The organism is Chryseobacterium sp. NFX27 (genome assembly GCF_049887855.1).
In the GTDB taxonomy this organism is placed as follows: domain Bacteria; phylum Bacteroidota; class Bacteroidia; order Flavobacteriales; family Weeksellaceae; genus Chryseobacterium.
In genome coordinates this window covers 1-16,168 of sequence record NZ_JAGEKK010000024.1, presented here as the reverse complement: position 1 = coordinate 16,168, position 16,168 = coordinate 1, and the positions used below count along the sequence as shown (strand labels likewise).

Sequence of the window (16,168 nt, the reverse complement as noted above, 5' to 3'; positions counted from 1 at the left end):
CATTTAGGTTTTAATTGTTGTTTTTAAAGGGTTCTTGCTCCATGCTTCCCATTTTCCTGTATAGGGATCATAACCGCATTTCAGAGGCTTAGAAGTGTCTAATCCTTCACTGTTTGTATGATTACGTTCCGTATAGGCTCTGCAGTCTGTGCAAACATATCTGAACTCACAGTCTTTACAGATTTCTATCTTATCTTTGGTAAGATTCCAGTATTTTCTGAAACCGGGTTTTATGAACGCATCTTCGAGACTGATATTATTAATGTTGCCGAAATTTTCAGCCATTAAAGGGCAGTTTTTGATGTTGCCGTTTATATCTATTCCTATTTTTTTGTGGAGGCAGGAATTATGGTTTACCGCTTCTGTTACTTTTGAGATATTGGTGTTGAAATATTTCAGATCTACTTTTCCACAGGAGGAAATTTTCACCTCTTCTTCAGTAAAATATAAGCTGAATCTGAATTCATCCTTTATTTTGAGAGGTTTTTTTCTGCAATTATAAAAAATGATATTATATATTCTCTCCGTATTCTTATGAAGAGTATTTACAAAGAGCTTATTCACATCCTCATGGAATGGAGAAAAGATTTCTATTCCGGATAAAACGGAAGTGGCAAAGATCTGATCAATCTCTATAAAATCTTCAGCGGTGAACTTTTTCGTGCTGTAAAGGACGAGATGCTTTATTCTAAGATTTTCTACTGATCGTTTTATTTTTCTCAAAACAGAAATTTCTGAAAACTCTATAAAAATCTCTGAAAGAACACTGGGCTCGTCATATTCATAGGAAAGAGCAGAGAAATTTTTGTCCCAATTATTCTCTGTAATAAATCCATATTCATTTTGCAGTAAAATATTTAAATATTCATTGACCATTACTTGAGATTCTTCATCATAACCATCGATGATATTTTCTATACAATCATTCTTTAACTCCTGAATGACATCATACAATTCCAAAGGGTAGAGTTCCGATACATTCCTTTGAAGGTCTGATATTAAAATTCTACATGCTCCTTTTGTAACGAGTATGTTTGAAAATAGATTGAAATATCTCATAATAATCGGGTCAGTGGTTTTACAGGCTTCTCCCTTACATAAAAATTACTTTGGTATTTCTCACTTTTCAGGATGTATATAATTTTTTTATCGCTCCTTTTACTTGTATGATCACAATATTCCATATGTTTAAATGATAAAGGCAGCTTATGCTTTTCGCCAAAATTTTCTTTCATAAATAATCAGCAATTTTTTTAAATAGGGGATAATTACAATGGTAGGCTACATTCGCAAACTGTCCTACAGGATTTACCTCCAGAAAATAATAGAAATCTCCACTTTTAATAAAATCCAAAGAACCGCAATTAAGATCCTGTATCTGCATCAGCTTTTGAATCTTGACTTCTATATCTTTCGGAAGGCTATATCTGATATTTCTGTTAGGCTTTTCATTATTATACTTTCTGAAATCTGTTTTAGTCTGGTCATCATTTTGAGAAATAATAGCCATTGAATAACATTCTCCATTCAAATAAAAAGTTCTGATCTCAAAATCCTTTTCTATTTTTTCCTGAAAAAAAGAAATGAAGAATGACTCTTTCTCCTTTTTATCGATGATACTGGTATACAGCATTCCATCTTTATTTTCTGAAATATTATCCAGAGAGGCATTTCCGGTAATTGCTTTTGTGATGGTTTTTCCGGGAATTATTTCATCGGTATTTTCTGCTAAAAAATACTCAGGAACATTGAGTCCTACATTCTGGGCATACTCCAATACAAGGAGTTTATTGACATGGCTGTTGCTTTGTTTGTTAATATGCCTTTTGGATTCTAAAGTCTTAAGTATATAATCTTCCAGCCAGTGCTGGGTTTCATTCATATAGATCTTAATAGAATTATTGCTGTACTGATAGCGTTTGAAGAAAAGCCCGCCTCTCCTGTACCAAACGCTTTGTATATCATCAATAAAAAAGCTGTTTTTTTGGCTTTGCAGAAAGAACCGTTTTTGATCAACTTTAATATCAAAAAATTCATCATCATTCACAAGAATAAAGTCTTTGTTAAGTGCTGCCAGCCAACGTATGACTTCTATTGTTGTTCTGTCGTTATTATCAGATAATATCAGTATCATTTGTTTCTTAGACTGTCCGCCAGATCTTTTGCTAATTTATTTCGATATTTCAGGCTTGGAAGACCAATGCTTTTCCTGTTCCGGTTTACTTTAGCAGAATCAGTTATATTTTGATATCCCTGATAAACACCGTAAGTATAGGGGACTTTATGATGCAGGTTATTCCGGTCCACCATAGCAGCATAATCCCGCGGAGGACATTCACCGGACTTTACATATTCCAGTATTTTTGTTTTGAAGTACGGATGGTATTCATCATAATCTGCCATATGAAGAATGATTACATCTATAGGCATAAAAATATCCTTGTAGTATAGACCGATTTTTTGTTTGGAAGGAAAACCATGGTTCTCAAATGTCCATTTCAATAGTTCAGCATTTTTCAGGTCATTTTCAGTACGATCAGAATCATTGAGGCGTCCTCGATATTGATCCCTACCAATTGCTACTACAAAAGAATCGATCATCATCTTGTTATGTTTACTTTCCCATTGCGCAACTTTCTGTTCTATATTCAGACTGTCAATTCCATATTTTCTATAAAGCTTAATGAATTCCTTATCTTCTTTTTTATATCTCCAGTAAGGAGCAATTAAAGGAATCAGCCGGTAAAGGCTTTTCTGACCTCCGAAATTTTTGCCATACCTGTCTGAAATTCTGATATAGGTTTCATATTCTTCTATACGTTCCTGATTGAGAGGACGGTATTTCCTGAACAGTTTTTTGTATTTTTTTATCGCTTTTTCAGGCTGTTTGGCCATTCTGTAAATGCTGTCGATCTCGTTTACTTTGTTGTAGTAAATGATATAATTTCTGCTTTTACAGCAGTAAAAAAGAAAGAAAATAATTAAAGAACTTAGACCCAGGTATCTGATATTTTGATTGTGTTTCATATGCTGGTTTTGTTATCACAAGAATTAATCATTAACATCATTGAACAGATAAACAAACAGGACCAAGACGGTCCTGTTTGTAGTCCTAAGCCTATTTAATAAGCAGTAGTAGGATTAGCTCCCTCAATGGTTAAGGTCATTGTTTTGACACCATCTTTATAGTATGCAGTATCAGAACAGTTGCTGCCACATTCAGTTTGTGATGAAGTTCGTGCTGAATCATCTCCTCCATGAATTGACTGTAAATTTTTCAGTTTTTTGTTTTCCAATGAAGAAAAGTTCTTCATTCCATTTAATTTTTTCATAATAGAATAATTTTTTGTTAAAATCTGTGTTGCCATATAAACCCTGACATGGGTTTTGTTATTCTTAATTTCATCCTATACTGTACACTTACAGGTGAAATGCTGAACTTTAATCAACGTTGATCTTTCCAAAACTATAAATAATTATATCCCTTTTATGTGACTAAATATGTAGTTTTTTTGTGGATTTATAAGCGTATTGTACAGATTAAAATAAATCTTAAAAATAGAATTGTCGTGAAATTTTATCCATTACTGATTATGGCATCAGAGGTGTGGATCTTGTAAAATGGAGTCATCAGATAAAACTCTGATATTACGGTTGTATAAGATGATGATTTATTGTACATACAAAAAAATGACGTACAAAATACATTAAATCATGATTAGATCATTTATATTTTTCATATACTTTTGCAGATTAATAGTTATCAACAAACCGAAATGACAAAATGAACGTATGGAAAACCTTAAACAACTCAATATTGAGTTAAAAAATTACCTTGAAGAAATTAAAGAGGAGCTTATTAAAGATCTTGTACAAATGCTCAAAGGAGAAAATGTAGATTATCTCGGAGGAAACACTAAAACAGATATCAAAGCCCTGTATTTTGAATATGACTGCGATTTTTTGGACATCATAACCTGGGCTGCAGATCAAAAAGGAGATATCATTACCCAGACAACGGCTCTGCCCTGTCAAAAGAAAAAGCAGGCTGATGAAAATGAGGACTGGAATTCTTTTTTGCCTGAAAAGATATGGACTGCAACTTCAGACTTTCAGGAGCAATATGAGGATGAAGACAACTTTGATGATCTTTGCGACGAATATAGTGGTGAAAAATACAGACTGTTTGAAAACTGGTTCTTTGACTGCTGGAAAAAGGCTACAGGACATACCCAAACTCATGTTGATGCCTATTTTTCAATACACGACAGCTATTTCAGAACAGATCTGAATACTTTAAAAACCATTAATGACGATGAAATTGCAGAACGTTATACATACAATTTAAATAATTAAACATTAAAATACATTACTATTTATTATGAACACCTATCAATTTTACAAACAAGAAGGAAATCTTTTTATCTTTAAAAACCAGCCTATATTTAGTGTGGTATTGGCTACTCTTATATTGATTGCTGCAGGGCTTTCTTATAAATATAATTTCCCTTTATTGGGCTTATTCTTAATTGTGTTTGCAGGGCTTATCATTGCTAATTTCTTTGCTAAAAAGTTTGTGATTGATCCGCAACAGCAGACCATTACCTGTAAACCAAGTGTTTTTGTTGGCGTAAAGACCTATGCTTTCCAGGATTTTACAAATTTTGAAGTTTTGACGACGAAATATCTTGGAGTCATTCCTATGAATGTATTTCTAAATATTCATTTTGAGGTGAATGGAAAAGAACAAAAATTTGCGATAGGACAGGCTCTTAATCATAAAGCAATACAAAAAATGGTAAACGAAACCGAAGATATTATGGGTTTAAATGAAAATTTACGATGAATACCAGAGACCGATATAAATTTGAAGATAACGGCAGTGAAATAAGTTTTATGCCTAATTACAGCTTTCTGCACACCTTAAAATGGTGGCTGGGCATAGGTATTCTTGCCATTCCGGTAATGTATTATTTCAGAAATATACTGTCTGAAAATAACTTTACCATTGCCTTGGTTATATGGGGAGTCTATATGGTTTATTTTTTATGGGATCTTATTTTTAAAGTTCCCATAAAATATATTTTCGATAAACGGGAAAAGAGTATTTACAAAAAATTATTTCTTACCCAAAAAATTATGAGCTTTGATGAGATGACTTATTTCATTAATGATGAAAGTGGCGCATACTATTATGTTATCGGAAAAAAAAGGAACCAGTTTGTCAAAAACTACAGGATCAGTAATTATTTTTCGGGTTCAAAAGCATCACGCATAAAAGAAGAGGAATTCCTGGAAAATATATTATACCCGGTGCTTGATGTCCTGGATATTCCTGTAAACAGACCACAGTGATCATATTAATGACAAAGACAAGAGTTAATATTATCCTCAAATGAGTACTTCAACTATTTCGGAGTGGCAAATCAAGATTTGACGGATAAAAAAATCCCGGGCTGTTTCGAAGAAACAGCCCGGGATTTTATGATATAATTGATCTTAGTTCGCTAAAATTCTCTTCACAGCCTCTTTTACAGCAGTTGCATCAATCTTATATTTTTTCATCAATTCTGCCGGAGTAGCAGATTCTCCGAACGTATCGTTTACCGCAACAAATTCCTGTCTTGTAGGTCTTCTTCTTGCAAGCATTCCCGCAACAGATTCCCCTAAACCGCCAAGATAGTTGTGCTCTTCAGCTGTAACGATCTTACCTGTTTTTTCAACAGATTTAATGATGATCTCTTCATCCAGAGGTTTAATGGTGTGGATATTGATCACTTCACAGGAAATACCTTCTTTCTCAAGCTCATCAGCTGCTACGAGAGATTCCCAAACAAGATGTCCGGTTGCAACAATCGTTACATCAGTACCTTCCTGAAGAAGAATTCCTTTTCCAATTTCGAAAGGCATATCTTCAGGAATGAATACAGGAACTGTAGGTCTTCCGAATCTTAAATATACAGGACCGTCGTGTTCAGCGATAGCGATAGTAGCCGCCTTGGTCTGGTTGTAGTCACAAGGGTTGATGACCGTCATGCCCGGAAGCATTTTCATCATACCGATATCTTCCAAAACCTGGTGGGTAGCACCGTCTTCCCCTAAAGTAAGACCGGCATGAGAAGCACAGATCTTTACATTTTTCCCGGAATAGGCAATAGACTGGCGGATCTGATCATACACTCTTGAAGTAGAGAAGTTCGCGAAAGTTCCTGTAAAAGGAATTTTTCCTGTAATGCTCAAACCTGCGGCAATTCCCATCATGTTAGCCTCTGCAATACCTATCTGAAAGAATCTCTCCGGAGCTTTTTCAATGAATTTCTCCATTTTCAAAGAACCGATAAGATCTGCACAAAGTGCCACTACATTAGGGTTTTTGTCGGCAAGCTCTGCTAATCCGGCTCCGAATCCTGAACGCGTATCCTTTTTTTCTGTATATGTATATTTCATTTTTACTAAAGTTTTTGATAGTTGATCAATGATGCTTTTCCTTAAAGATTTAAATCATCATTCATCATTTATTATTAATAATCGGAAGGAGCTTCCAGGTATAATTGTTTAAATGCGGTGTCAAGCTGCTCATCATTCGGAGCTTTTCCATGCCATGCGTGAGATCCCATCATGAAATCTACACCAGCACCCATCTCTGTATGAAGAATGATTACTACAGGCTTTCCTTTTCCTGTTTCAGTTTTAGCTTTCTCCAGAATAGCAATAACAGCTTCAAGATCGTTACCGTTTTTCTCTTCTAAAACAGTCCATCCAAACGCTTCAAGTTTAGCGTGTAAGTTTCCTAAGCTTAATACATCGTCAGTATCGCCATCGATCTGGCGGCCGTTGTAATCAATAGTTGAGATGATATTGTCCACCTTCTTAGCTGCAGCATACATCAAAGCTTCCCAAACCTGACCTTCCTGAAGCTCACCGTCCCCGTGAAGTGTATAAACAAGAGACTGATCTCCGTCCAGTTTTTTTCCTTGTGCTACACCAAGGGCTACAGAAAGTCCCTGACCAAGAGATCCGGAAGCAATTCTGATTCCTGGAAGACCCTCATGGGTCGTAGGGTGGCCCTGAAGTCTTGAGTCCAGTTTTCTGAAAGTTCTCAATTCATCTACCGGAAAGAAATTAAATCTCGCTAAAGTAGAATAGTAAACCGGCGAAATATGCCCGTTTGAAAGATAAAAATGATCCTCATTTTTCCCCTCCATAGTGAAAGGAAGACTGTAGTTCATTACATTGCCAAAAAGTGCTGTAAAGTATTCCGTACACCCTAAACTTCCGCCCGGATGTCCTGAATTTACAGCGTGAACCATTCTTAAAATGTCTCTTCTGACCTGCGTAGTAAGAGATTTTAACTCTTCGATACTTTTACTCATTATATCTGATTTATTTGCACGCGAATTTACAATTTTTTAACGGCTTACGGAAATACAAAAATCTGGATTGATGATCCGGATTTAGAATTATTTAGAAGAAATACCAATTTTATCAGTCATGGTGTAATGATGTTGTTAATAAAGTTAAAAGAAAGCTGTGTTCCCACGTCAGGATCTTCCAAATTATTTATTCTTAATGGAATACGGGAATTTTTAATAAATTAAAACAGCTTATTGTTACTTTAGCAGTAAGCCGTGATTTCTTATTTTTTTCCTAATGCTTTATTGACAGCACTTTTAATCAGGGGTTCCATGATGCTGTAACCTGCGGGCTCAGGGTGAATGCCGTCTTTTGAAAGACCTTCACGCATACCGCCTTTTTCATCGCGCATAGCCTTATTATAATCGATAAAAGTGAGCTTATGGTTGAGCGAGTATTGTTTTAACCTGCTGTTTAATGCGTCCACTTTCTGAGGTACATCAGTGATTTCTTTACGCCAGGGAAATGCAGCTGCAGGAAGTACAGACGCAATGATGACTTTAATTCCGTTGCTTCGGGCAATATCAGCCATTGCTTTAATATTGTTAAAGGTAAAGTCCGGATCATAAGTTCCCGAGTTTTGAGCAATATCGTTTGTGCCTGCATTAATTACCACCAGCCTTGGTTTTAAGGCAACAACATCATTCTGAAACCGCAGGAGCATTTGTGAGGAGGTTTGTCCGCTAATGCCCCTGCCTATATAATTATTCTCAACAAAAAATGCTGGATGGGCTTTTACCCAGCCTTCAGTGATGGAATTACCCATAAAGACCACATCCACTTTTTTCTTTGTATTTAAAATGGTTGTATTATCCTCTTTGTACTTGGCAAGATTAGCAAAATCAACAGCGCTTTGTGCGTTTATAAATTCGCCTAAAAGCAGGGCAATAGCCAGGAATATTGATGATTTCATAATATATTGTTTTTAAGTGATCACATGTCAGGACAGAAAACCATAGAGATATGATTAAGGCTTTAAAACGATTTTCCTGATTATACTACTTTTAAATACTGTTTGTTCTTTACCAGCCATAAACCAATAAAAGTAAGCAGACCATTAAGAACAATCAGTTCCACACCGATTCTGTAATCCGTATAAGTAGTCACCGATAGATTGATTAAATAAGTAATAACAGGTGCTAAAATCGTAACAGCAAGAATAGCATACTTTTTTGAAATTTGAAATTTGGTGAAAATTCCGAAGGCAAAAAGTCCCAAAAGAGGTCCGTACGTATAGCCGGCAATTTCCATAATCAGATAAACGATAGATTTATCATTCATGGCTTTAAAGACCATAATCAGGATGAAGAAAACTACGGTGAAAGTCAGGTGAACCTTCATACGCAGATGTTTTTTTTCCTTTTCGGTTTTGGTTTTATCTTCATTAAGGCTTAATAAATCCACACAGTATGAACTGGTTACTGCTGTCAGGGCACCGTCAGCCGAAGGGAATAATGCCGAAATCAGTCCGATGATAAAAATAATAGAAATAGGCATTGGAAAATGTCCCTGTAGCGATAAAGCCGGGAAGAGGTCGTCTCCCATAATATTTTTTATATTTCCTGCTGCATCTTTGAATCCGAAAATATTGGTTATTGTTTCGGATTTTGCCAATCCATATTCTGCACCGTTCTGCAAAGCAAAAAGATAAAGTAATCCCCCTAAAAACAGGAAGGCAAGATTGACAAAAAGAAGAGTTCCTGCGAAAGTCAGCATGTTTTTCTTTGAATTCTGAAGATTGTCTACAGAAATATTTTTTTGCATCATTTCCTGGTCCAGACCCGTCATAGCGATGGTAATGAAAATTCCTCCTAAAATGGTTTTGAGGAAAAATGTTTTGGAATTGGGATCAAAATTGATAAAATGAGTGTAATTTTTCTGTTCTAAAATAGTGTAAGCTTCACCAAAAGATAAATTCAGATTGGATAAAATATAAACGATACAGGCAATCAAGCTGATGATCATAAAAGAAGTCTGCAGTGTATCAGTAATTACAATGGTTTTTACGCCGCCTTCAAAAGTGTATAAAAGAACCATCAGCAAAAGTACAAGAGCTGTTACCCAAAACGGAACACCCAGACCTTCAAGTAGGAAGATCTGCAAAACATTGACCACTAAATATAATCTTGCTGTAGCACCAATAGCCCGGGAAATGATAAAAAATATCGAACCTATCTTATGAGCTTCTACATTAAATCTTCTCCCTAAATACGTATAAATGGACGTAAGATTCATCTTGTAATATAACGGAAGCAATATGGCGGCAACTATAAAATACCCTATGAAAAAGCCAATAACCATCATATAGTATTCAAAGCCTCCGAAAATATATTCGCTGCCCGTCATTTTTCCGACCGTACCCGGAACCGAAATAAAGGTAACACCGCTCAAGCTGGTTCCTATCATCCCGAATGCAACGAGCCACCATTTACTTTTTTTATTGCCAATAAAGAATGACTGATTATCAGAATTCCGGCTTGTGAAATAGGAAATCACCAAAAGACCAACGAAATAGATAAAAACAAATAGCAAAAGGATAGTTCCTGAATTCATGCTGAAATTTTAAATTTTAGCAAATATAGTTTTTTTCTGTTCTGGTCAAAAAGAAAAAACCTTTCAGAGTAAAACATCTGAAAGGTCTGTATCTTTAGGACAAAAATTAGTATCAGTTGACTAAAACATCCTGCAGTTCTTCACTTTTCTGAAAACTTGCTTTGGCAAACGGGCAGAGCGGAATGATCTTTTTATTGTTTTTCCTTGCGAAATCTACTGCTGCCAGAAGCATTTCTTTTCCTACACCTTTTCCATTGTAGGCTTCTTCCACCTCTGTGTGGTCTATGATGAATCTTTCTCCTCCAGCCCAGGTATAAGTCATGATTCCTGCGCGTCTTCCATCTATGAAAGCCTCAAAACTTCCGTGTTTTTCGTCGTTGTTTTGTTTTACTTCGGTCATATTATGAAAATTTGGTTAGTATTTCTATGTCGTTGGTTAATATTTTGTGTACAGGGCAGGCATCAGCAATAGTATGCAGCCTTTTCATCTGCTTGTCATCCAGGGTTCCCTCAAAGCTGATATCCCTTTTGAATACAGCTCTTTTTGTTAAAGGAAAATTTTCAAGCTCTACTTCTACGCTGATGTTTTCCACATCCCATTCCTTTCTTTCAATGTACATTCTTAAAGTAGCTGCAGTACAGCTTGCCAGAGATGTTGCCAGAATTTCCATGGGATTGAAACCTTTATTCTGACCGCCTTTATCTACGGGTTCATCCGTAATGATCTGGTTTTCGCCGGCCGTTACCTCAGTATAATATTTTGTTTTTCCTAAACTTGCTTTTACGGTTACCGCCATTATTGTTGTGTATTGAATTTATAACTTAATGCTCCTGAAGGGCATTGGTCTATCTGATTTTTAAGTTCTTCCGGACTTGCATTTTCAGCTTTTATCCAGGGTCTGTCTTTAGGATTGTAGACTTGGGGAAGCATTTTTACGCAGACAGCCGAGTGGATGCATTTCTGAGGTTGCCAGATGACAGTGATGCTGCCGTTGGGATATTCGTGTGTTTCCATATCAATTTTCTTTTAGTGATTTTTCGATTCTACGGTCCGGAATCAGCCATATGAGAGCCACGAGATAATAAAAACCTATCGCAATATAAGGATAAAAAAATGAAACAGTGATTCCGAGAACATAAAATATAATCGAGGCATATTCCTTAAACTTTGAATGTATAGCTTCTTTAAGCTTAGAATCTTCCCCTTCATGCCGGATGATCAGGCTCTCTAAAATATTATAGGCTACCGCTGACATGATCAGGCAGATCCCATAAGTTGCCACAGGGTTCTGGGCAAAATGAGTGGTTCCAATCCATTCTGTAGCGACCGGCATCAGTGACAGCCAGAATAACAGGTGAAGATTGGCCCAGAGAATACTTCCGTTCACTTTTTTTACAGCCTGAAACAGATGATGATGATTGTTCCAGTAGATTCCTACATAAATAAAGCTGAAAATATAAGCGAGAAACCTGGGCAGGAGAGGCTTGAGGCTGGCCCAGCTGCTTCCTTCCGGAACCTTCAGTTCAAGAACCATAATGGTAATGATGATCGCCAGAACACCATCGCTGAAGGCCTCCAGTCTTCCCTTAGTCATGGGGTTTAATTTCGTTTTTAAAGTTTTCTATTTTATCCTTAAGCTCTTTAAGCATATCAGGATGGATGACCCCGCTTTCCATGTCAAAATTTTCATAAAACTTAGGAAGCGAGAAAGTATCTTTGATATCTGCTGCAAATTGCGGGAAAAATGTTTTCGCCGTATTCATGACATTACCGCCTCCATACCCTCCCGGAGAAGTACTCATCAGAAGCATCGGCTTGTTTTGAAATACCTTTACATTGATCCTTGAAGACCAGTCGAAGACATTTTTAAAAGCCGAACTGTATGATCTGTTATGTTCTGCAAGCGAGCAGATGATCACGTCACATTCTTCTATCACTTTTAAAAAGTTGTGAGCTTCATCCGGAAATCCTTTCTTTTCAAGATCCACAGAGAAAACCGGCATGGTAAAATCATTAAGATCTATCAGATTGATTTCTTCATTCTGAAAATCCTTCAGAACAAACTTTACAAGCTCCCTGTTGATCGAAGTAGAAGATGTACTTCCTGCAAATGCTAATATTTTCATAGTGTATTGATGTGACCGTTATTTTCTGTTTAAAATGGCCTTAGGAAGCGGAACATATTCTTTTTCATCGCCGGGAACGAGAGGAAATGCATCATGGTTCTGATCATTCCAGTTGACTTTAGCCTGATCAATCATTTCTTTATCCGAATTCACGAAGTTCCAGAATATAAAACGTTCTTCATCAAAGGGTTCGCCACCGAAAAGATACACCGTGCCGTTTTCACTCATCTCGAATTCACAAAGTTGGGTGTCTTTGGCGATCATCAGCTGTTTTGAACCGTAAGAATTTCCTTCTGTGGAAACCGTTCCGTCCAGTACATACATGGCAGCTTCACCATAAAGATCCTTTCCGATGCTTATTTTCTTTGCTTCTTTGGTCTTGATCTCTATAAAAAACAGTTTACTGTGAACAGGAACTGCAGATTTTCTTCCGAATGCCTCACCGGCAATCAGTTTATACTGAATTCCGTCTTCTTCCCATACCGGGATTTCATCTGCTTCAATATGGTGGAAAGTAGGTTCCGACTGTTCCAGATGCTTTGGAAGGCCTACCCAGATTTGAAATCCGTGAAGCCTTTTATCGCTGTTTCTTAAATACTCAGGAGTCCTTTCCGAATGTACCACACCTTTTCCGGCGGTCATCCAGTTTACAGCTCCCGGTTTTATTTCAACGGCGCTTCCAATGCTGTCCCTGTGAAAAATAGATCCTTCCAAAAGGTAAGTTAAGGTAGATAATCCAATATGCGGATGAGGCGGAACATCAAGATTCTGGTAATCCTTTAGTTCAGAAGGTCCCATGTGGTCGATGAAAACAAAGGGACCAACCGCTCTTTTTTCACGGAAGGGAAGAAGTCTCCCCACCAGGAAGTTCCCTATATCTGCAGCTTTTTCTTCTATAATAAGTCCAATATTTGACATGATAAAGTAATGTTTTTGAATTTTGTTTAAGTGAATGAAATAATTTTAGAAATGCTTTACAGTTTGTTGTAGCCTTCAAACCTCTCATCAACAATACGTTTCCATTCAGGATGTTTTTTAATATAGGCAAAAACATATGGACAGAATGGAAGAAGTTTTTTTCCATTCTCTTCAATATAAGCTAATGTTTTCTCTACCACAGCTGTGGCTGCTCCGGTTCCGGCAAGTTCCGGATCCGTTTCCGTGTGTACCAAAGCAATCTGGTGACCCATCTCACGGTAATCGATAAATGCAAAATGCCCGTCGATTTCTATTTCAAATCTTTTGCCCGCTTTTACAAGAGGAATATTTTCAAATTCTGGTTTCATAAATTTTTGTATTGTAAGTAGGCTGGCGGAATTGCAAAGACACAGAATGGCTTGAACCGTGAGTCTTTGCATTTCACCAAACACAAGTATATAAAGTTAATAAAAAAGGAAGAATCTAAGATTACGATATATTTAATTCTTTAGTCTTCCAGATAGCCGAACTTGCCGGTATTGAAATCTTCGAAAGCCTGCATGATTTCCTCTCTTGAATTCATTACAAAAGGCCCGTGAGGATAGATAGGTTCATTAATAGGTTCTCCGCTGATGATCAGTATTACTGCATCTTCCTGAGCTTCAATACTGAATGCTTCGCCCTCATTTTTAAACAGGACAAAATGATCTGCCGTGGCTTTTTCTTCCCCGTTTACCGTAATGCTGCCTTCAATGACCAATGCAGCTGTATTGAAGTGAGCAGGAAAACTGAATTCAGCTTTTCCACCGGCTTTTAACTTGGCATTCATCATATTCAATGGGGTAAAAGTTTGTGCCGGACCTTTATGTCCGTTATATTCTCCTGCAATAAGCTCGATAAAACCATTTTCACTCAGATCAACACGTTCCATCGCTGAATTTTCTATAGCCTGATATTTCGGGCAGCTCATTTTATCTTTGGCAGGAAGATTAACCCATAGCTGGACCATCTGGAAAATACCGCCTTTTTTAGACCATTCAGTTTCATGATATTCTTTGTGGAGAATGCCTTTTGCTGCAGTCATCCACTGTACATCACCTTCACCTATGATTCCGCCTCCGCCGGCACTGTCATGATGCTCTACTTTACCCTGATAAGCTATAGTCACGGTTTCAAAGCCCCTGTGTGGATGAACTCCTACACCTCTTGGCCTTTCAGAACCGTTAAAATGGAATTTTGAATTGTAATCAAGCATGATGAACGGGTCCATTCTTTTCATATCCAATCCCTGTACCCCTGGTATAAAATTATGAACTCTAAAACCATCCCCTACAAAATGGGCAGGTTTTGGAGATGCTACGATTTCTACTTTTTTCGTTGTCATAATATTGTGAATTTTATATAACAAAAGTACGCTAGCTGAGATTGAGGTGCATTGATCTGTGTTAAGTTCGTAAAAGGATAAAAGGTAGGAGATACCGCTAATCTTCCTTAGATTTCATATTCTTCCCATCTGAAATATGGAGTCTTCTGAAAACAAAACCCGATATAATGGTCAATATGCCTACGGTAAGAAAGGTATAGCGGAAAGCATTATGCATTTCTCCCTCAATAAGGTCCGAATTTTCAAATAATTTTAAAACAATCAGTCCGAAAGCGATTCCGAATCCGATAGCCAGCTGCTGGTTGACTGATATTAATGAGTTGCCGCTGCTGGTCTGGAAATTCCTGAGATCTGCAATAGAAATTGTGTTCATCGAAGTAAACTGTATGGAATTGAAAAATCCTAATATCGCAATGATAGGTACGAACCAATATAGAGAAGTATGGATGTTAGGAATGGCAAGGAGGCAAATCAGGGTTCCGATAATGAATGTATTGACCATTAAAGTCTGCCGGTAACCGTATCTATCCAAAATTTTAATGACGGATGATTTCCCGAATATAGCGGTCAGGGCCATTGGAGCAATAATCCACCCGGAAGTCACTGCCGACTGTTTGTAGGCAATTTGTATCATAAGAGGAAGCAGAAGCGGAACGGAGCTGATCCCCAGACGGGTAGCCAGGTTTCCGACAATTCCTACACGGAAGGTTCTTACCTGAAACAGGTCCAGAGGGAAAATAGGATTTCCGCCTCTTTTTGCATGTCTGTAATAATAGTAAAGGAATAAAAAGCCGAGAATAAAGACAAAAAGTACGGGGCTGATATTCTGCATATCCCCGAATAATTCCAGTGAAATAGATAACAGAAGTGATGCCGCTGCAAAAATTAAAAATCCTTTTAGGTCAAAGTCAACATCCGTGGATTTGTAATTCGGCATGTATTTTAAGCCTAGAATAATTCCTAATACTCCGATGGGAATATTGATCAGGAAAATCCAGTGCCATGAAAGGTAATCTACCATATAACCTCCTACCAGCGGACCAAGTACAGGTCCTATCAGCGCAGGGATGATGGCGAAGTTCATTGCTTTAAGCAATTCGTTTTTATCGAAAGTCTTGATCAGTGCCAGCTTTCCTACCGGGGTCATCAGACTTCCTCCGACCCCCTGGATTACCCTTGAAATAACCAGATGGGTGAGATTTTGCGATAGGGAACAGAACAGTGAACCTAAGCTGAAAAGGACCAGGGAAAATATAAATACTTTTTTGGTTCCGAACCTGTCTGCCAGAAAACCGCTTGCAGGCATAAAAACCGCCAGGGTCAGAACATAGCTGATGATAGCATTCTGCATATTGAGCGGAGATTCATGCAGGTCTTTGGCAATGGAGGGCAGGGAAGTGTTCAGGATCGTGGAATCCAGCATCTGCATAAAGATAGCAGTGGCCAGAATGAGCGGAAGTATTTTTTTTACAGAGGTCTGCTGCGGATTTGTTTCTGTCATTGGATATAGACTGGAAACCTGATGAGGTCCAGATTTATTTTTATTGAATCAGTTTCTGTTTTTAAACAGTCTGATCTTTAGATAAAGAATTTCATATAAAATTAAAAAAGTCCTGTGAATTTTCACAGGACTTTTTAATTTATTTTCTTGTCTAGTCCTGAAATATCGATACACAAAAAAAGAATCGTTATGGAAGAACATTTAGAAACCGCGTACATCAAACGTACACAGAGAGATTACAATTTAAGTTTAAAGCTTCAAATTGTAAGAGA

Annotated in this window: 20 protein-coding genes; 3 read left to right on the top strand and 17 right to left on the bottom strand. The window is 37.2% G+C overall.

What is annotated here, in order from left to right; genetic code table 11:
• Nucleotides 1-3 precede the first annotated feature (3 nt).
• The 4 genes from gwsS to J4Q03_RS19510 form a co-directional block, all read right to left on the bottom strand.
• Nucleotides 4-1,059: a grasp-with-spasm system SPASM domain peptide maturase gene (gwsS, locus tag J4Q03_RS19525; RefSeq protein WP_426049788.1), complete on the bottom strand. Its 1,056-nt coding sequence runs from the start codon at nucleotides 1,057-1,059 to the stop codon at nucleotides 4-6.
• Nucleotides 1,060-1,231: 172 nt separating this feature from the next.
• A complete protein-coding gene (gene gwsG, locus J4Q03_RS19520) occupies nucleotides 1,232-2,134 on the bottom strand; it encodes a grasp-with-spasm system ATP-grasp peptide maturase (protein WP_426049787.1) in 903 nt (300 codons plus the stop codon).
• Complete coding sequence (locus J4Q03_RS19515) at nucleotides 2,131-3,027, bottom strand: hypothetical protein (RefSeq protein ID WP_426049786.1); 897 nt, start codon at nucleotides 3,025-3,027, stop codon at nucleotides 2,131-2,133. Before J4Q03_RS19515 ends, gwsG begins: the two co-directional genes overlap by 4 nt.
• A gap of 95 nt (nucleotides 3,028-3,122) precedes the next feature.
• A complete protein-coding gene (locus tag J4Q03_RS19510; RefSeq protein ID WP_426049785.1) occupies nucleotides 3,123-3,332 on the bottom strand; it encodes a TIGR04139 family peptide modification target in 210 nt (69 codons plus the stop codon).
• A 460-nt stretch (nucleotides 3,333-3,792) separates the two neighbouring features.
• On the opposite strand from J4Q03_RS19510, the gene J4Q03_RS19505 reads away from it, so the two are divergent.
• From J4Q03_RS19505 to J4Q03_RS19495, 3 genes are read left to right on the top strand one after another with little or no spacing between them, the layout of a single operon-like run.
• Nucleotides 3,793-4,356: a hypothetical protein gene (locus J4Q03_RS19505; RefSeq protein ID WP_426049784.1), complete on the top strand. Its 564-nt coding sequence runs from the start codon at nucleotides 3,793-3,795 to the stop codon at nucleotides 4,354-4,356.
• Between the two features lie 25 nt (nucleotides 4,357-4,381).
• On the top strand, nucleotides 4,382-4,846 hold the full coding sequence (locus tag J4Q03_RS19500) for a hypothetical protein (protein WP_426049783.1): 465 nt from the start codon (nucleotides 4,382-4,384) through the stop codon (nucleotides 4,844-4,846).
• The gene (locus J4Q03_RS19495) at nucleotides 4,843-5,355 is read left to right on the top strand and encodes a hypothetical protein (protein WP_426049782.1); all 513 of its coding nucleotides are present in this window, start codon (nucleotides 4,843-4,845) and stop codon (nucleotides 5,353-5,355) included. Before J4Q03_RS19500 ends, J4Q03_RS19495 begins: the two co-directional genes overlap by 4 nt.
• A 144-nt stretch (nucleotides 5,356-5,499) precedes the next feature.
• Here the strand turns inward: J4Q03_RS19495 and J4Q03_RS19490 are convergent, their stop codons facing one another.
• From J4Q03_RS19490 to J4Q03_RS19430, 13 genes are all read right to left on the bottom strand, one after another.
• Complete coding sequence (locus tag J4Q03_RS19490; protein ID WP_426049781.1) at nucleotides 5,500-6,447, bottom strand: transketolase family protein; 948 nt, start codon at nucleotides 6,445-6,447, stop codon at nucleotides 5,500-5,502.
• A 74-nt stretch (nucleotides 6,448-6,521) separates the two neighbouring features.
• Nucleotides 6,522-7,376: a transketolase gene (locus J4Q03_RS19485; RefSeq protein WP_426049822.1), complete on the bottom strand. Its 855-nt coding sequence runs from the start codon at nucleotides 7,374-7,376 to the stop codon at nucleotides 6,522-6,524.
• Nucleotides 7,377-7,636: 260 nt separating this feature from the next.
• Nucleotides 7,637-8,326 carry an SGNH/GDSL hydrolase family protein gene (locus J4Q03_RS19480; RefSeq protein WP_426049780.1) on the bottom strand — a complete coding sequence of 230 codons (690 nt, stop codon included), beginning with the start codon at nucleotides 8,324-8,326 and terminating at the stop codon, nucleotides 7,637-7,639.
• Nucleotides 8,327-8,406: 80 nt separating this feature from the next.
• Nucleotides 8,407-9,966 carry a sodium:solute symporter gene (locus tag J4Q03_RS19475; protein WP_426049779.1) on the bottom strand — a complete coding sequence of 520 codons (1,560 nt, stop codon included), beginning with the start codon at nucleotides 9,964-9,966 and terminating at the stop codon, nucleotides 8,407-8,409.
• Between the two features lie 112 nt (nucleotides 9,967-10,078).
• Nucleotides 10,079-10,366, bottom strand: a complete 288-nt coding sequence (locus tag J4Q03_RS19470; RefSeq protein WP_426049778.1) for a GNAT family N-acetyltransferase — start codon at nucleotides 10,364-10,366, stop codon at nucleotides 10,079-10,081.
• 1 nt (nucleotide 10,367) lies between these two features.
• A complete protein-coding gene (locus J4Q03_RS19465) occupies nucleotides 10,368-10,763 on the bottom strand; it encodes an OsmC family protein (protein ID WP_426049777.1) in 396 nt (131 codons plus the stop codon).
• Nucleotides 10,763-10,981 (bottom strand): (4Fe-4S)-binding protein, encoded by a 219-nt coding sequence (locus tag J4Q03_RS19460; protein WP_426049776.1) that lies wholly within the window; start codon nucleotides 10,979-10,981, stop codon nucleotides 10,763-10,765. The genes J4Q03_RS19465 and J4Q03_RS19460 overlap by 1 nt, the downstream gene beginning before the upstream one ends.
• A 1-nt stretch (nucleotide 10,982) precedes the next feature.
• A complete protein-coding gene (locus J4Q03_RS19455) occupies nucleotides 10,983-11,561 on the bottom strand; it encodes a TMEM175 family protein (protein ID WP_426049775.1) in 579 nt (192 codons plus the stop codon).
• Nucleotides 11,554-12,093: an NADPH-dependent FMN reductase gene (locus tag J4Q03_RS19450; RefSeq protein WP_426049774.1), complete on the bottom strand. Its 540-nt coding sequence runs from the start codon at nucleotides 12,091-12,093 to the stop codon at nucleotides 11,554-11,556. The genes J4Q03_RS19455 and J4Q03_RS19450 overlap by 8 nt, the downstream gene beginning before the upstream one ends.
• 18 nt (nucleotides 12,094-12,111) lie before the next feature.
• The gene (locus J4Q03_RS19445) at nucleotides 12,112-13,011 is read right to left on the bottom strand and encodes a pirin family protein (protein ID WP_426049773.1); all 900 of its coding nucleotides are present in this window, start codon (nucleotides 13,009-13,011) and stop codon (nucleotides 12,112-12,114) included.
• Nucleotides 13,012-13,067: 56 nt separating this feature from the next.
• Nucleotides 13,068-13,379 (bottom strand): GNAT family N-acetyltransferase, encoded by a 312-nt coding sequence (locus J4Q03_RS19440; RefSeq protein WP_426049772.1) that lies wholly within the window; start codon nucleotides 13,377-13,379, stop codon nucleotides 13,068-13,070.
• 140 nt (nucleotides 13,380-13,519) lie between these two features.
• The gene (locus J4Q03_RS19435) at nucleotides 13,520-14,395 is read right to left on the bottom strand and encodes a pirin family protein (protein WP_426049771.1); all 876 of its coding nucleotides are present in this window, start codon (nucleotides 14,393-14,395) and stop codon (nucleotides 13,520-13,522) included.
• 97 nt (nucleotides 14,396-14,492) lie between these two features.
• Complete coding sequence (locus J4Q03_RS19430; RefSeq protein ID WP_426049770.1) at nucleotides 14,493-15,896, bottom strand: MFS transporter; 1,404 nt, start codon at nucleotides 15,894-15,896, stop codon at nucleotides 14,493-14,495.
• Nucleotides 15,897-16,168: the final 272 nt, after the last annotated feature.

Coding starts and splice junctions, on each gene's coding strand:
- gwsS (WP_426049788.1), bottom strand. CDS start 1,059: ATGAGATATTTCAATCTATTTTCAAACATACTCGTTACAAAAGGAGCA.
- gwsG (WP_426049787.1), bottom strand. CDS start 2,134: ATGATACTGATATTATCTGATAATAACGACAGAACAACAATAGAAGTC.
- J4Q03_RS19515 (WP_426049786.1), bottom strand. CDS start 3,027: ATGAAACACAATCAAAATATCAGATACCTGGGTCTAAGTTCTTTAATT.
- J4Q03_RS19510 (WP_426049785.1), bottom strand. CDS start 3,332: ATGAAAAAATTAAATGGAATGAAGAACTTTTCTTCATTGGAAAACAAA.
- J4Q03_RS19505 (WP_426049784.1), top strand. CDS start 3,793: ATGGAAAACCTTAAACAACTCAATATTGAGTTAAAAAATTACCTTGAA.
- J4Q03_RS19500 (WP_426049783.1), top strand. CDS start 4,382: ATGAACACCTATCAATTTTACAAACAAGAAGGAAATCTTTTTATCTTT.
- J4Q03_RS19495 (WP_426049782.1), top strand. CDS start 4,843: ATGAATACCAGAGACCGATATAAATTTGAAGATAACGGCAGTGAAATA.
- J4Q03_RS19490 (WP_426049781.1), bottom strand. CDS start 6,447: ATGAAATATACATATACAGAAAAAAAGGATACGCGTTCAGGATTCGGA.
- J4Q03_RS19480 (WP_426049780.1), bottom strand. CDS start 8,326: ATGAAATCATCAATATTCCTGGCTATTGCCCTGCTTTTAGGCGAATTT.
- J4Q03_RS19475 (WP_426049779.1), bottom strand. CDS start 9,966: ATGAATTCAGGAACTATCCTTTTGCTATTTGTTTTTATCTATTTCGTT.
- J4Q03_RS19470 (WP_426049778.1), bottom strand. CDS start 10,366: ATGACCGAAGTAAAACAAAACAACGACGAAAAACACGGAAGTTTTGAG.
- J4Q03_RS19465 (WP_426049777.1), bottom strand. CDS start 10,763: ATGGCGGTAACCGTAAAAGCAAGTTTAGGAAAAACAAAATATTATACT.
- J4Q03_RS19460 (WP_426049776.1), bottom strand. CDS start 10,981: ATGGAAACACACGAATATCCCAACGGCAGCATCACTGTCATCTGGCAA.
- J4Q03_RS19455 (WP_426049775.1), bottom strand. CDS start 11,561: ATGACTAAGGGAAGACTGGAGGCCTTCAGCGATGGTGTTCTGGCGATC.
- J4Q03_RS19450 (WP_426049774.1), bottom strand. CDS start 12,093: ATGAAAATATTAGCATTTGCAGGAAGTACATCTTCTACTTCGATCAAC.
- J4Q03_RS19445 (WP_426049773.1), bottom strand. CDS start 13,011: ATGTCAAATATTGGACTTATTATAGAAGAAAAAGCTGCAGATATAGGG.
- J4Q03_RS19440 (WP_426049772.1), bottom strand. CDS start 13,379: ATGAAACCAGAATTTGAAAATATTCCTCTTGTAAAAGCGGGCAAAAGA.
- J4Q03_RS19435 (WP_426049771.1), bottom strand. CDS start 14,395: ATGACAACGAAAAAAGTAGAAATCGTAGCATCTCCAAAACCTGCCCAT.
- J4Q03_RS19430 (WP_426049770.1), bottom strand. CDS start 15,896: ATGACAGAAACAAATCCGCAGCAGACCTCTGTAAAAAAAATACTTCCG.